This is a genomic window from Pantoea sp. CFCC18179 (assembly GCF_059412405.1).
In genome coordinates this window covers 599757-612353 of the sequence record NZ_JBNBPM010000001.1, presented here as the reverse complement: position 1 = coordinate 612353, position 12597 = coordinate 599757, and the positions used below count along the sequence as shown (strand labels likewise).

Below are 12597 nucleotides of genomic sequence, written 5' to 3'. Positions count from 1 at the left end.
AAAGAATCTTTTCGAGTTCACAGCAGTATAGTTCCTCATGGTGCAAGCTGAAACTCGACTGCAAACACCCAAGCACACGTCTATTGCCAGATGTTTTGAGTGCTTACCAATTTAATCGAGTAATGTTGCCATTGAATGGATCATCATTTTCATTGGGAATGAAATCTAAGTTTTCAGGGAGATATTTTTTTATTCTTCTAATATCGCCACTATCGAATTCAATACCTTCTGGAATTATCGATTTTTTAGTGACAATTACACTAATATTATAGCCTGTTGAAAGGACAGATGCAGAAGTGCAGTCAACTCCAGCAAGAACTAAACGATATAATATTAAGCCTGCATTCCATAATGAAACATGCCCGCCAACAATTTCATGCTTGAGGGGTGGGACTGTAATAGCAATGACACCGTTTTCATTTACCAGACTAACCATTTTTTTTAGGAAGCCATCGACATTAGGCTGATGTTCCAAAACATGTGATGCCCAGGCACAATCGTATTTTTCTGGGAAATCAATTAGATTGAAGTCACCAATTATTTGGTTTATTTCAATGCCTGACTTTAAAGTGTGTTTCTGATAATAAATGGAAACACCAAAGTCGACTGCTGTCACTGATTTACCATGCTTAGCAAATGCTTCTGAATGGGCCATCGCGCCAGCCCCAATATCAAGAACAGTTTTAAAATCATAATCATCTAATGCTTTTTGAACCGCCGCGCCAGAATAGGGCAACTGTTTAAATTCATCACGCAACAAGTACGTTTCATCAGTCATTGGAAGATGAAGTCTTAGATGATTAATTAGTTCATCTCTCCTGTGAATTACCTGTGCCAGGTTTTTTATTTCTATATCTCGTTCATTTATTATCTGGTACAGGTGCTGAGTGTTGTCTTCAGTTTTATTATCGTTTTTTTCGTTGAGCTTCGATTTTAATGAGTTTAATTCACTAATTGTTTGGTGATGTTTATCCGCCGGTTGAATAACATATCCAAGCTTGTTTGATATTTTCTCTAACAATGACATGTGCGCGATCCTGATAATGATTTTTTGCGATTATACAAGGTATGCTTACCTGAGGCAATAAACGTCATTGTTGTGATTTATCAGTTTATTTATCGATATACTTTTCTAAGAAATAAAATAGGGCGATTAAATGGTGCCCTATTTCATTTGGAATCATGTCGATTAGTTGTTGATGAACCGCAAAATATCTATTATTTCTGAATGGAGATATCCGTCGCGAAATACTGCTTCTGGATCTTGTCGAAAGTGCCGTTCTTTTTGATTTCAGCGAAGGCGTTATCCAGCGCGGTTTTCAACTCGGTATCGCCTTTACGCAGGCCAATCGCCGTGCCTGGGCCGATAATCGGATCCTGCACAATCGGGCCAGCTAACTCGAAATCCTTGCCTTGTGGATGCTTCAGAAAGCCGTTTGCTGCTTGCGCCGCATCGGTAAACACCACGTCAAGACGACCAGAAATCAGGTCACTTTCCACTTGTGCCTGGTCACCATAAGGCACTACTTGCACGCCGTGCGGCTGCCATTTGGCCAGCGCATAACGTTCCTGCACTGTACCTTGCTCAACACCAACGGTTTTCCCTTTCAGCGATTCGGCGGTCGGCAGCAGGCCAGAACCTTTGCGCGCAATCAGCTGGGTGTGGGTGTCGTACAGCGGCACAGTGAAGTCAATCTGCTTCAGGCGTTCTTCGGTGATGCCCATATCGGACAAAATTGCATCGAATTTACGTGCCTTTAGCGCCGGAATCATGCCGTCAAACTGGCTCTCGACCCACACGCATTTCGCTTGCATCTGCTCGCACAGCGCATTGCCGAGGTCGATATCAAAGCCAACCAGTTTGCCTTGTGGGGTTTTGGATTCGAAAGGAGGGTAGGTCGGATCAACCGCGAAGCGCACTTGATCAATTTTTGCCTGCGCACCAAATGCGCAACCTGCCAGCACAGCCAGCGCCAGCGTTTGACGCAGGCGGGCGGTAAAACAAGAACTTGCCATAAATTCGGTCTTCTTTTACGTGATGTGGAAGCACGAAGAGTACCGCTCAGGGCTAATCAAGGCAATTACTGGATTATTTTCATCACGTTACCATTGTGCAGTGCTTGATAATCCACCACATCCATCACCACCGATTGCTCCAGCAGGCCAGCATTGAAGGCGATTTCGTCATAGCGCTCGAACAATAGTGGGTCGACCACCAACATTAAATCGGCGTGGAAACTGAACGGGGGAATGGCGCCAAATACGCAGCCGGTCAGCGCATCGACTTCTGCCGGAGAAGCCAACGATGCGCGACGCCCACCCACTGCGGCAGCCACTTTGCTGAGATCGGCTTGTTGGTCGGCGGGCAGCACGGCTAATACATGCTGTTTGATGCCGTTACCTTTCACATGGCACACCAGCGCCTTCGCGCCTTGACCCACTTCCGTACCACGAATCGCTGCCACCGCTTCACATTTACCGGTCGCTTCATGTTCCATCACACGATATCGAGCTTGATGTTGATCGAGCAGGGCGAGCAGTTTTTCATGAGTGGTCATGGCGGTCTCCTTGTTTAGCAAGTTGGGTCAGCAGCGCTTGCATCATATGCGTTTGGCGCGGCAATAAACCCAGCTTTAATCCTAATGGCTTGAATGCCCGGTTTAATGTCGTCAACGTGATGCTCTCTTTATCCTGTTCAATGTCAGAGAGTGTGCGACGACTGATTCCAGCCAGTGCCGCGTAGCGATCTTGCGAGAAGCCCAACACCTTTTTACGCAATTGCATCAATAACGCCCCTTGCGTGAATTTCTCTTCGATGAACTGTTGCAACAGGTCTAGCAGCATTGCCTCACGCTCAAAAGGAGACAGGTTTTTTTTCATAATTGCCATCCTGCGATGCGTTCATCCAGATAATTAAAACCGATGCCCGGCATTTCCAGTATTGACGTCGGCACGCCACGCGCCGCCAAACGCGCCTTCAATCCTTTCAGTTTTTTCGCCAGCGCACCCAATTCCGCGAGCAAAACATCATGGGGAGCCAAGTCATTAAGCTGTTGGGCAATCAGCTGCCATTGATAATGGCCGCCTTCCTCGAAAGGCGAGCCCCATTGTGTAGTACGCACTATGCCTTCGGGATCGGCTTTCATTGGGGCGAAATCATAAACCGGGGACAAGCCCATTCCCGTGGGTTTCTTGAGAATGGCGCTATTGCGGCCATGATTATCTGAATTGCCGAAAGCGATATTCAGCATGTCACGTTTAACCCACTCGATTATCAGTTGAGCAGTTTGCTCAGCATCGAGTTTCAGCTTATCTACCAAAGATTGCAGAACTTCAAAATGGTTGAGATAGCTGCCGGGCGCTTTTTGCATGATGGAATAAACTGATTCCAATCCATACAGCACTTTTTGGCCAGAGCTAAAATCCACGTCAAAACGCGGCAACCAAAGCGAAGGATAGCGTTCACCTTCGCATAGCAACATCTGTTGGGTGTCGATAGTCTCAACGCCCAGCGCATGTAACTCATGATAGAAATGGTATTCCGCCCGCAGGATATCGCAATCAATCGGGCTACGTGCACCGCGCGGATATTTAACCAGATAGGCAGTGTCTTGATTTAGCGGATCATCCTGCCAGGTATCAATCCATACTTCGCTGTTGCTATTCCGGCGCAACAATAGTTTTGGTGCTTCACCGCCAGCGCCCGTTGCACCGCCGCTCGCCGCGCCCATCTGCTGCGCATATTCAAGAAAATCAGTATCACGCTCGATCGCCCATTCAGCGGGGAAGCGCCGACTTTTAAGCTGACTGTTTGCAGGCAACTGCGGTAAGGATTCCTTAATACGTAGGTTGCCAACGGGCGCGATAGTACCCGCTTTTAACAGCGCAAAATCCTGCTCACTGGCGGTTTTACCTTGCAGACCAAGTAGCGTAATCCAGTAACGTCTGCTTGCCCCGGCGGGAATAATGTCGTCAAGAAAACCGAACCAAGGTTTGGCGAAGTGGCTGCCAATCAGCATCACCGGATAATTGATACTGCAACTGGCAATATCGTTGCGATCCAGATGGTCAACGGCGTAATTGAAGTCGTAAGCCAGTAAGGCTTCGCTATCGCGACCTTTGAGCGGCTCTTTGCAATCGAGCAGTGCGGCATCTTGCCAACGGCCATCAAGATAGATTTGTAAGGTAAGCATGCGAGAGCCTATTGAGCAGTATCTTGCTCAATTCTAGTTCGCATTTGATTTTTTGAGAAGTATGTTGCTCAAAATTAGCCGTAGAAGCCAATTTTGAGCAGTATGTTGCACAATCCGTTATTTATGACGCGCACGCAGATTATTGATGATGGTGCTCAAATCCAGCTCCTGATCCTGCAACAGCACCATCAGGTGATACAGCAGATCTGACGCTTCATTGGTCAGTTCGTGGCGATCGTTGACCGTGGCGGCCAGCGCGGTTTCTACGCCTTCTTCACCGACTTTCTGCGCGATGCGCTTGGTGCCGCTGGCGTAGAGTTTCGCGGTATACGAACTCTCCGGATCGGCGGTTTTGCGTGAAGCCAGCAGTTGCTCCAACTGATACAAGAACGTCCAGTCTGGTGCCGCAGGTGAGAAGCAACTGGAGGTGCCGAGATGGCAGGTTGGGCCAATCGGGTTGGCTAAAATCAGCAGCGTATCGTTATCACAATCCGGTGTAATGCTGGCGACTTGCAGGAAGTGGCCAGAGGTTTCGCCTTTGGTCCACAAGCGATTCTTGGTGCGCGAGAAGAAGGTGACGTTGCCCTCGCTGAGGGTTTTTTGCAGCGCTTCCTCATTCATATAACCGTGCATCAGCACTTCGCCGGAAACGTTGTGCTGGACGATCACAGGCATCATGCCCGCGGTTTTGACCCAATCCAGTTTGGTCAGTTGTTCTGCTGTTAACACGCGCGAATCTCCACACCGTTGTCGATCAGGAAGTTTTTCAACTCGCCGATATTGATAATTTGTTTGTGAAACACCGAAGCGGCCAGCGCGCCATCAACATTGGCTTGCTCGAAGGCTTCGAGGAAGTGCGGCATGGTGCCCGCGCCGCCGGAGGCGATGAGTGGAACCTTGCAGACGTCGCGCACTTTCTTCAGTTGCACCAGATCGTAGCCGTTGCGCACGCCGTCCTGGTTCATCATATTCAGCACGATTTCGCCGGCGCCCAGTTTCTGTACTTCCTGCACCCAATCCAGCGTTTCCCACGTGGTCACTTTGGTACGCGCTTCGTCGCCGGTGTACTGATTGACGTGATATTTGCCGCTGGCTTCATCAAACCAGGTATCAATGCCCACCACGATGCACTGCACGCCAAAACGATCGGCAAGGCGAGTGATCAGCGTCGGATCGGCCAATGCTGGCGAGTTGATGGAGATCTTGTCGGCACCGAATTGCAGGATGCGCGCGGCATCTTCTTCGCTTTTGATGCCGCCGGCCACACAGAAAGGAATATCAATCACTTCTGCCACACGCGACACCCAGCTTTTATCCACTACGCGACCATCAGAAGAGGCGGTGATATCGTAGAACACCAATTCATCTGCACCTTCTTGCGCATAGCGCTGCGCCAACGGCACGATATCACCGATGATTTCGTGGTTGCGGAACTGCACGCCTTTCACCACTTGTCCGTCACGCACATCAAGACAAGGAATTATCCGTTTTGCCAGCATGCGATTGCCTCCGCTACGGTGAATTTATCTTCCAATAAGGCGCGACCCACAATCACGCCTTGCGCGCCGCTGCCGCGCAGCGCGGCGATGTCATCCAGTGAACCAATGCCGCCAGAAGACTGGAACGCAATGTCCGGGAAGGCCGCAGAAACTTCTTGATACAGCTCGACGTTGGAGCCGCTCAGCGTGCCATCGCGCGAAATATCGGTGCACAGCACGTGTTTAAGACCGACCGGTTGATACCAGCCAATCACTTCTTCCAGCGTCACGCCCGCCGCTTCTTGCCAGCCGCTGATCGCCACTTCTTTACGATTATTGGCGTCAATGCGCACGTCCAGCGCCAGCACAATGGCGTCGGCACCAAACTCGCTGAACCAGCTTTTCACTTCTTCTTGTTGCTTAACAGCAGTAGAACCGACGACAACACGCGTCGCGCCCGCCGCCAGCAATGCCGCGACATCATCGCGATTGCGGATGCCGCCGCCAACTTGCACCGGCACGTTCACGCCGCGCAGTAAGGTGGTGAGCAGCGGAATCTGACGTTTGGCCGGATCTTTCGCGCCGGTTAAATCCACCAGGTGCAGCACTTCCGCGCCTTGGCGTTCGTAATCTTGCAAGCGTGGCAGTGGATCGCTGCCGTAGTCGCGCTGCTGGCCGTAATCGCCCTGATGCAGACGCACCACTTTGCCGTCGATTAAATCTAATGCGGGGATAATCATCACATCTCCAGGAAATTTTTCAGCAACTGCGCGCCGGCTTTGCCCGAACGCTCCGGGTGGAACTGCACGCCGAAGAAGTTATCTTTCTGCAAGGCAGCGGTGAACGGATGGCCGTAATCGCACTGGGCGATGGTGGCGGCGTTCACTGGCATGGCGTAGCTGTGCACGAAGTAGAAATAGCTGCCGTCGGGAATGTCGCGGAACAGATGATGACCGGCTTGTGCGGTGATCTGGTTCCAGCCCATGTGCGGCAGCGGCAAACCTTGGGTATCCATCAGCGAAACCGGTTCATCCACCAGGCCAAGCGTGGTGACGCCGCCGTTCTCATCGCTGCCGCGTCCGAGCAGCTGCATGCCAAGGCAAATGCCTAAAACCGGCTGCGTACAGGCTTTGATCAGATCGATCAGGTCGCGTTCCTGCAACTGATTCATCGCGGCTTGCGCGGTGCCAACGCCCGGCAACAGCAGTTTGTCGGCATGCAGCACTACATCGGGATCGCGACTCACCTGCGGCGTATAGCCGAGGCGCTCAATCGCCCACTTCACCGACGACAAATTGGCGCAGCCGGTATCGAGGATCACCACGTTCATTACAGCACTCCTTTCGAACTCGGCAAGGTGTTGCCGTCAACGCGAATCGCCTGACGCAGCGTGCGGCCAAAGGCTTTGAACAGGCTTTCGACGCGATGGTGATCGTTGCGGCCTTTGGTTTTCAGGTGCAGCGTGCTCATCATGGCGTAGGAGAGGGAGCTGAAAAAGTGCTCAACCATTTCGGTGCTGAGATCGCCAACGCGCTGGTAGCTGAATTCGGCTTTGAATTCGATGTGCGGGCGGCCAGAAATATCCAGCGCGCAGCGTGCCAGACATTCGTCCATTGGCAGCATAAAGCCGAAACGGCCGATGCCGCGCTTGTCGCCCAGCGCTTTCAATAATGCTTCGCCGAGCGCCAAACCGGTATCTTCCACGGTGTGGTGATCGTCGATATACAGATCGCCTTTAACGTCGATGTTCATGCGGAAACCGCCGTGCACCGCAATCTGATCCAGCATGTGATCGAAGAAACCGACGCCGGTATTAATTTTGCTGCCGCCTTCGCGATCCAGCCACACTTCGACTTTGATCTGCGTCTCTTTGGTATTGCGCTGCACCAGCGCATAGCGATCGCGCTTGGTTAAACGCGCCTGAATAGCATCCCAATCTTCGCCTTCTTTACCGTAGCGCAGGCCCTGAATACCCATGTTTTGCGCCAGCTGAATATCGGTCAGACGATCGCCGATCACATAGCTGTTGGCGGTATCCAGCGCGCCTTCGGCCAGCCAGGCTTCAACCATTTTGGTTTTTGGCTTGCGGCAATCACAGTTGTCATCCGGCATGTGCGGGCAAATCAGGATGTCGCTGAAGTTGATACCTTGCGAGCTGAGGATCTGCATCATCAGATTATGCGGGCCATCAAAATCCGCCTGCGGGAAGCTATCGGTGCCGAGGCCATCCTGGTTGGTGATCATCACCAACTGATAACCCGCAGCTTGCAACGCCAGCAGCGCCGGGATCGCGTTCTTCTCAAACGCCAGCTTCTCCATGCGATCCACCTGATAATCGGTAGGTGGCTCAGAGATGATGGTGCCGTCGCGGTCAATAAAAAGGATCTTCTGACTCATGCTTACTCCACTGATAAGGCTTGCAGCGCGGCGATCAGGCGCTCGCACTCTTCACGGGTGCCGATGGAGATGCGCAGGCATCCCGCAAGGCCGGGGTTTTTGTTTTGGTCGCGCAGAATAATGCCTTGATCCCACAGCGTTTTAAACACTTTTGGCGAATCAGTGAAACGCGCCAGAATATAGTTGGTTTCGCTCGGGAACACTTGCTGCACCACATCCAGCTGCGGCAACTGCTCAAACAGCCAGGCGCGATTGGCATTCAGTTGCGCCACATGTTGACGCATTAAGGCAATACCTTGCTCGCTCAACGCTTGTCCGGCCACATCGGCAACCGGCGTGGCGAGCGGATAGGGCGCAATCACCTTCATCAGCAGATCGATCACCGGTTTGTTCGCCAGAGTGAAGCCGCAGCGCAAACCCGCCAGCGCAAAGGCTTTCGACAGCGTACGCAGAATCACCAAGTGCGGATAATCCTTCAGCCAACCCGCCAGCGTCGCTTCCGGGCAAAACTCAATATAGGCTTCATCGGCGACTAACAGCGCTTTACCGGCGGTCATCTCCAGCAGATTGCGGATATCGTCGGGATTGATCAGATTGCCGGTGGGATTGTTCGGGCTGCACATATACACCACTTTCACGCCGTCGAGTTGATCAGCGATAGCCGGTAAATTGAGCTGCCAATCCTCCAGCGCGGCCACGGTGCGATATTCAATGCCGATGGTTTCGGCGCTGACGCTGTACATGCCGTAGGTTGGCGGGCAGAACAGAATCGCATCTTTACCCGGCTCGCAGAACGCGCGCATCAGCAGTTCGATACCTTCATCGGCACCGCGACTGACCAACACCTGCTCTGGCGATAAACCGGTGTAAGCGGCGTAACGTTCAATCACCAATTTTGGCTGGCATTCTGGATAGCGGTTCAGGGTTTGCTGCGACAATTCAAACGGCACCGGCAGCGGAAATTCGTTGGCATTCAGCCACACATCGCCGTTGCCACCCAAACGACGCGCCGATTGATACGGCGTCAAGGCTCGCACGTTGGCGCGCGCCAAATCTTCAATATTCAGGCTCATGCTTGCTCCTTCAATGCGGCAACGCGCAGGGTCACGGCGTTTTTGTGGGCTTCTAACTGCTCGGCGGCGGCCAGCGTTTCAATGGTTGCGGCCAGATTCATGAAGCCTTGTGGCGTCAATTCTTGCACCGTCATACGTTTCTGGAAATCGGCCAATCCGAGGCTGGAACAGGTGGCGGTGTAACCGTAAGTTGGCAACACATGGTTGGTGCCGGAGGCGTAATCGCCCGCCGATTCCGGTGACCAATCGCCGAGGAACACCGAACCGGCGCTGGTGATGTCATCCACTAATTCGCGCGGCTGACGCGTCTGGATGATCAGATGCTCTGGGCCGTACAGATTGGAAATCTCCACGCATTGCGCCAAATCACGCAGCACAATCAGGCGGCTACTTTCCAGCGCCTGGCGTGCAGTCACCGCGCGTGGCAGTTGCGCCAATTGTTCTTCCACCGCTTGCGCCACGCCTTCAGCCAGCTTTAAAGAAGGCGTCAACAGGATCACCTGTGAATCCGGGCCGTGTTCAGCCTGCGACAGTAAATCTGATGCCACGAATGCTGGCGTTGCGCCTTCATCGGCAATCACCAGCACTTCGGATGGACCGGCGGGCATATCAATTGCTGCGCCATCGAGACGTTGGCTGACCTGACGTTTGGCTTCGGTGACATAAGCGTTGCCTGGGCCAAAAATCTTGTCCACTTTCGGCACGGTTTCGGTGCCAAAGGCGAGGGCGGCAATCGCTTGTGAACCGCCAACCTGAAACACTTCCTTCACGCCGCACAGTTGCGCAGCGTAGAGAATTTCATCGGCAATCGGCGGCGGCGAGCACAGCACCACGCGTCCACAACCAGCAATGCGCGCAGGCGTCGCCAGCATCAACACGGTGGAGAACAGCGGGGCGGAACCGCCAGGAATGTAAAGTCCAACCGATTTCACTGGACGGGTAATCTGTTGGCAGCGCACGCCAGGCTGGGTTTCCACATCCACTTCACGCAGAATTTGCGCGTTGTGGAAGGTTTCGATATTGCCAACAGCCACCGCCATCGCCTGCTTCAGCGTGTCGCTCAGACGATCGCTGGCGGCTTGCATCTCTTCGGCGCTAACGCGCAGATTGTCCACCTGCGCTTTGTCGAAGCGCGCGCTGAATTCACGCAGCGCCGCATCGCCTTCATTCTTCACTTTAACCAGCACGTCACGCACGATCTGGCTGATGCTTTCCGAGGCTGAAATCGCCGGACGCATCAGCAGCGCTTGCTGCTGTTCTTCATTACACTGCTGCCAATCAATCGGCGTCATCAGCTTGTTCATCGTATTACTCCAACATTTTTTCGATTGGCAATACGAGGATTGAGCTGGCGCCCAGCGCTTTCAGTTTTTCCATGGTTTCCCAGAACAGCGTCTCAGTGCTGACCATGTGCATCGCCACGCGGCTCACATCACCCGCCAGCGGCAGCACGGTTGGACGCTCAGCACCCGGCAATAGGGCGATCACTTCTTCCAGACGCTCGCTTGGCGCGTGCAGCATGATGTATTTGGATTCACGCGCTTTAATTACGCCCTGAATACGCGTCATCATTTTGTCGACCAGTTCTTGCTTGGCGGCAGGCAGCTCACCATCGCGCTGAATCAGCACCGCTTTCGAACGATAAATCACTTCTACTTCGCGCAGGCCGTTGGCTTCCAGCGTTGCGCCGGTAGAAACCAGGTCACAAATCGCATCGGCCAAACCGGCGCGCGGTGCCACTTCGACAGAACCGTTCAGCAGGCAAGATTTGAAAGCGACGCCTTGTTTATCGAGGTATTTCTTCAGCAGGTGTGGATAAGAGGTAGCGATGCGGGCGTTATTCAGGCATTGCGGGCCGGTGTACTCTTCATCAACCGGCATCGCCAGCGACAGGCGGCAACCGCCGAAATCCAAACGACGCAGCGTGAAGTAGCGCGGATCTTCGCCTTGTGCACGGCGGTTCAGCAGCTCTTCTTCCAGCACGTTTTCGCCGACGATACCGAGATCCACCACGCCATCCATCACCAGGCCAGGAATATCGTCATCACGTACACGCAGGATGTCGATAGGCATGTTCTCCGCAAACGCAATCAGACGCTGCTGCTGAAGGTTGATTTTGATACCGCAGCGCGCCAGCAATTCGCGTGATTCATCGCTTAAACGGCCTGATTTCTGCATAGCTATGCGAATACGGGTGTTATCTAACATGGTTCCTATCCTCTTATTCAATCCTGTTTGAACTTGTCGGGTTGCGTTCGCCCATAAAAAAACCCCCGGAAGATGATCTTCCGGGGGCTCTCTTTGCGTTCGCACCACTGGAAGATCCTAATCGTCTCCCAGCACACATCGCCTGAAAGACTAGTCAGGATGATGGTGATGATGGTGGTTGAACTGAACGCGTGTCATAGTAAATTCCGTTGCTGAATGAGTATTCATTTGCGTGCTGATTAACCTAACCAAGATGATGAAATTTGGCAACCCTTTTTTAACCGTCAATTTCCGGAATCTCCCGAAACAGTTTGCGCTGGTTTGCCACATCTCCCGGCACTAAGATGAAGTTTCAACGAGCCGTGTATCAGGAGTCGATATGAAAAAGGTCGCGATTGTAGGTCTGGGATGGCTGGGGATGCCGCTGGCGATGGCGCTAACGGCACGCGGTTGGCAAGTGACCGGCAGCAAAACCTCGCCGGATGGTGTGGACGCGGCACGTCGCTGCGGCATTGATGCGTTTCAACTGGTGCTCACGCCAGAACTGGAGTGTGAAGCGGAAGATTTAGAGCGGCTGATGGCGGTGGACGCGCTGGTGGTGACTTTGCCCGCCAGCCGCACGGTACAAGGCGGCGAAGCCTATCTGCAAGCGGTGCAAAACGTGGTGGATACCGCGCTGGCGAAAAAAGTGCCGCGCATTATTTTCACCAGCTCGTCATCGGTGTACGGCAGCGGCAATGGCGTGATGAAAGAGAGCAGCCCGCTGCAACCAGAAACCGTCGCCGGCAAAACGCTGGTGGAATTGGAAAACTGGCTGCACGATCTGCCGGGCACCAGCGTGGATATCGTGCGTTTGGCCGGATTAGTCGGGCCTAACCGCCATCCCGGCCGTTTCCTCGCCGGAAAAACCGGGCTGGAGAATGGCGGGCACGCAGTGAATCTGGTGCATCTTGATGACGTGGTGGATGCGATTGTGCTGCTGCTACAAACGCCTAAAGGCGGGCACGTTTACAACCTGTGCGCTTCGAAACATCCGTCACGCGACAGTTTCTATCCGAGCGTGTCGAAACAGTTGGGTTTGGAGCCGCCGACGTTTGCTAACGAAGTTGAGCGTTCAGCGGGGAAGGTGATCGATGGCTCGAAGATCGCCAACGAGTTGGGGTTTGAGTATACGTATGACGACCCGATGAAAATGCCGCTGGAGTGATTTCCCTGCTACCGGGAATGCTCCGTAGGGTCGCCATTTAT

15 protein-coding genes and 1 other annotated feature are annotated in these 12597 nt (G+C 53.0%); of the genes, 1 reads left to right on the top strand and 14 read right to left on the bottom strand.

The features are described 5' to 3' along the window. Positions 1 to 103: 103 nt before the first annotated feature. From ACPUC7_RS03000 to hisL, 14 genes are all read right to left on the bottom strand, one after another. Positions 104 to 1027: a methyltransferase domain-containing protein gene (locus tag ACPUC7_RS03000; protein ID WP_494921710.1), complete on the bottom strand. Its 924-nt coding sequence runs from the start codon at positions 1025 to 1027 to the stop codon at positions 104 to 106. Between the two features lie 191 nt (positions 1028 to 1218). After that, positions 1219 to 2016, bottom strand: a complete 798-nt coding sequence (locus ACPUC7_RS02995) for an ABC transporter substrate-binding protein (protein WP_494921709.1) — start codon at positions 2014 to 2016, stop codon at positions 1219 to 1221. 65 nt (positions 2017 to 2081) lie between these two features. Continuing rightward, entirely contained in the window at positions 2082 to 2558 is a 477-nt protein-coding gene (locus ACPUC7_RS02990) for a YbaK/prolyl-tRNA synthetase associated domain-containing protein (protein ID WP_494921708.1), read from the bottom strand. Beyond that, the gene (locus ACPUC7_RS02985) at positions 2545 to 2880 is read right to left on the bottom strand and encodes a helix-turn-helix domain-containing protein (protein ID WP_494921707.1); all 336 of its coding nucleotides are present in this window, start codon (positions 2878 to 2880) and stop codon (positions 2545 to 2547) included. The genes ACPUC7_RS02990 and ACPUC7_RS02985 overlap by 14 nt, the downstream gene beginning before the upstream one ends. Continuing rightward, on the bottom strand, positions 2877 to 4193 hold the full coding sequence (locus ACPUC7_RS02980) for a type II toxin-antitoxin system HipA family toxin (RefSeq protein WP_494921706.1): 1317 nt from the start codon (positions 4191 to 4193) through the stop codon (positions 2877 to 2879). Before ACPUC7_RS02980 ends, ACPUC7_RS02985 begins: the two co-directional genes overlap by 4 nt. A 117-nt stretch (positions 4194 to 4310) precedes the next feature. Beyond that, a complete protein-coding gene (hisIE, locus tag ACPUC7_RS02975; protein WP_343551233.1) occupies positions 4311 to 4922 on the bottom strand; it encodes a bifunctional phosphoribosyl-AMP cyclohydrolase/phosphoribosyl-ATP diphosphatase HisIE in 612 nt (203 codons plus the stop codon). Further along, the gene (gene hisF, locus ACPUC7_RS02970) at positions 4916 to 5692 is read right to left on the bottom strand and encodes an imidazole glycerol phosphate synthase subunit HisF (RefSeq protein ID WP_007888882.1); all 777 of its coding nucleotides are present in this window, start codon (positions 5690 to 5692) and stop codon (positions 4916 to 4918) included. The genes hisIE and hisF overlap by 7 nt, the downstream gene beginning before the upstream one ends. Continuing rightward, on the bottom strand, positions 5674 to 6411 hold the full coding sequence (gene hisA / locus ACPUC7_RS02965) for a 1-(5-phosphoribosyl)-5-[(5-phosphoribosylamino)methylideneamino]imidazole-4-carboxamide isomerase (protein ID WP_494921705.1): 738 nt from the start codon (positions 6409 to 6411) through the stop codon (positions 5674 to 5676). Before hisA ends, hisF begins: the two co-directional genes overlap by 19 nt. Next, complete coding sequence (gene hisH / locus ACPUC7_RS02960; RefSeq protein ID WP_494921704.1) at positions 6411 to 7001, bottom strand: imidazole glycerol phosphate synthase subunit HisH; 591 nt, start codon at positions 6999 to 7001, stop codon at positions 6411 to 6413. The genes hisA and hisH overlap by 1 nt, the downstream gene beginning before the upstream one ends. Continuing rightward, the gene (gene hisB / locus ACPUC7_RS02955) at positions 7001 to 8068 is read right to left on the bottom strand and encodes a bifunctional histidinol-phosphatase/imidazoleglycerol-phosphate dehydratase HisB (protein ID WP_494921703.1); all 1068 of its coding nucleotides are present in this window, start codon (positions 8066 to 8068) and stop codon (positions 7001 to 7003) included. The genes hisH and hisB overlap by 1 nt, the downstream gene beginning before the upstream one ends. A gap of 2 nt (positions 8069 to 8070) precedes the next feature. Continuing rightward, entirely contained in the window at positions 8071 to 9141 is a 1071-nt protein-coding gene (gene hisC, locus ACPUC7_RS02950) for a histidinol-phosphate transaminase (RefSeq protein WP_494921702.1), read from the bottom strand. Beyond that, positions 9138 to 10445, bottom strand: coding sequence for a histidinol dehydrogenase (gene hisD, locus ACPUC7_RS02945; protein ID WP_494921701.1), 1308 nt, complete (start codon positions 10443 to 10445; stop codon positions 9138 to 9140). Before hisD ends, hisC begins: the two co-directional genes overlap by 4 nt. A 4-nt stretch (positions 10446 to 10449) precedes the next feature. Continuing rightward, positions 10450 to 11349: an ATP phosphoribosyltransferase gene (hisG, locus tag ACPUC7_RS02940; protein WP_097096747.1), complete on the bottom strand. Its 900-nt coding sequence runs from the start codon at positions 11347 to 11349 to the stop codon at positions 10450 to 10452. A 53-nt stretch (positions 11350 to 11402) separates the two neighbouring features. Further along, positions 11403 to 11524, bottom strand: a sequence feature (His leader region). Then, the gene (gene hisL / locus ACPUC7_RS02935) at positions 11500 to 11547 is read right to left on the bottom strand and encodes a his operon leader peptide (RefSeq protein ID WP_100396937.1); all 48 of its coding nucleotides are present in this window, start codon (positions 11545 to 11547) and stop codon (positions 11500 to 11502) included. It overlaps the preceding feature by 25 nt. A gap of 181 nt (positions 11548 to 11728) precedes the next feature. Here hisL and ACPUC7_RS02930 point away from each other — a divergent pair, with 181 nt between their 5' ends. Next, positions 11729 to 12556 (top strand): SDR family oxidoreductase, encoded by an 828-nt coding sequence (locus ACPUC7_RS02930; protein WP_494921700.1) that lies wholly within the window; start codon positions 11729 to 11731, stop codon positions 12554 to 12556. Positions 12557 to 12597 lie beyond the last annotated feature (41 nt).

Excerpts from the sequence above, each read along its gene's own strand:
- ACPUC7_RS03000 (WP_494921710.1), bottom strand. The coding sequence starts at position 1,027 with ATGTCATTGTTAGAGAAAATATCAAACAAGCTTGGATATGTTATTCAA.
- ACPUC7_RS02995 (WP_494921709.1), bottom strand. The coding sequence starts at position 2,016 with ATGGCAAGTTCTTGTTTTACCGCCCGCCTGCGTCAAACGCTGGCGCTG.
- ACPUC7_RS02990 (WP_494921708.1), bottom strand. The coding sequence starts at position 2,558 with ATGACCACTCATGAAAAACTGCTCGCCCTGCTCGATCAACATCAAGCT.
- ACPUC7_RS02985 (WP_494921707.1), bottom strand. The coding sequence starts at position 2,880 with ATGAAAAAAAACCTGTCTCCTTTTGAGCGTGAGGCAATGCTGCTAGAC.
- ACPUC7_RS02980 (WP_494921706.1), bottom strand. The coding sequence starts at position 4,193 with ATGCTTACCTTACAAATCTATCTTGATGGCCGTTGGCAAGATGCCGCA.
- hisF (WP_007888882.1), bottom strand. The coding sequence starts at position 5,692 with ATGCTGGCAAAACGGATAATTCCTTGTCTTGATGTGCGTGACGGACAA.
- hisA (WP_494921705.1), bottom strand. The coding sequence starts at position 6,411 with ATGATTATCCCCGCATTAGATTTAATCGACGGCAAAGTGGTGCGTCTG.
- hisH (WP_494921704.1), bottom strand. The coding sequence starts at position 7,001 with ATGAACGTGGTGATCCTCGATACCGGCTGCGCCAATTTGTCGTCGGTG.
- hisB (WP_494921703.1), bottom strand. The coding sequence starts at position 8,068 with ATGAGTCAGAAGATCCTTTTTATTGACCGCGACGGCACCATCATCTCT.
- hisC (WP_494921702.1), bottom strand. The coding sequence starts at position 9,141 with ATGAGCCTGAATATTGAAGATTTGGCGCGCGCCAACGTGCGAGCCTTG.
- hisD (WP_494921701.1), bottom strand. The coding sequence starts at position 10,445 with ATGAACAAGCTGATGACGCCGATTGATTGGCAGCAGTGTAATGAAGAA.
- hisG (WP_097096747.1), bottom strand. The coding sequence starts at position 11,349 with ATGTTAGATAACACCCGTATTCGCATAGCTATGCAGAAATCAGGCCGT.
- ACPUC7_RS02930 (WP_494921700.1), top strand. The coding sequence starts at position 11,729 with ATGAAAAAGGTCGCGATTGTAGGTCTGGGATGGCTGGGGATGCCGCTG.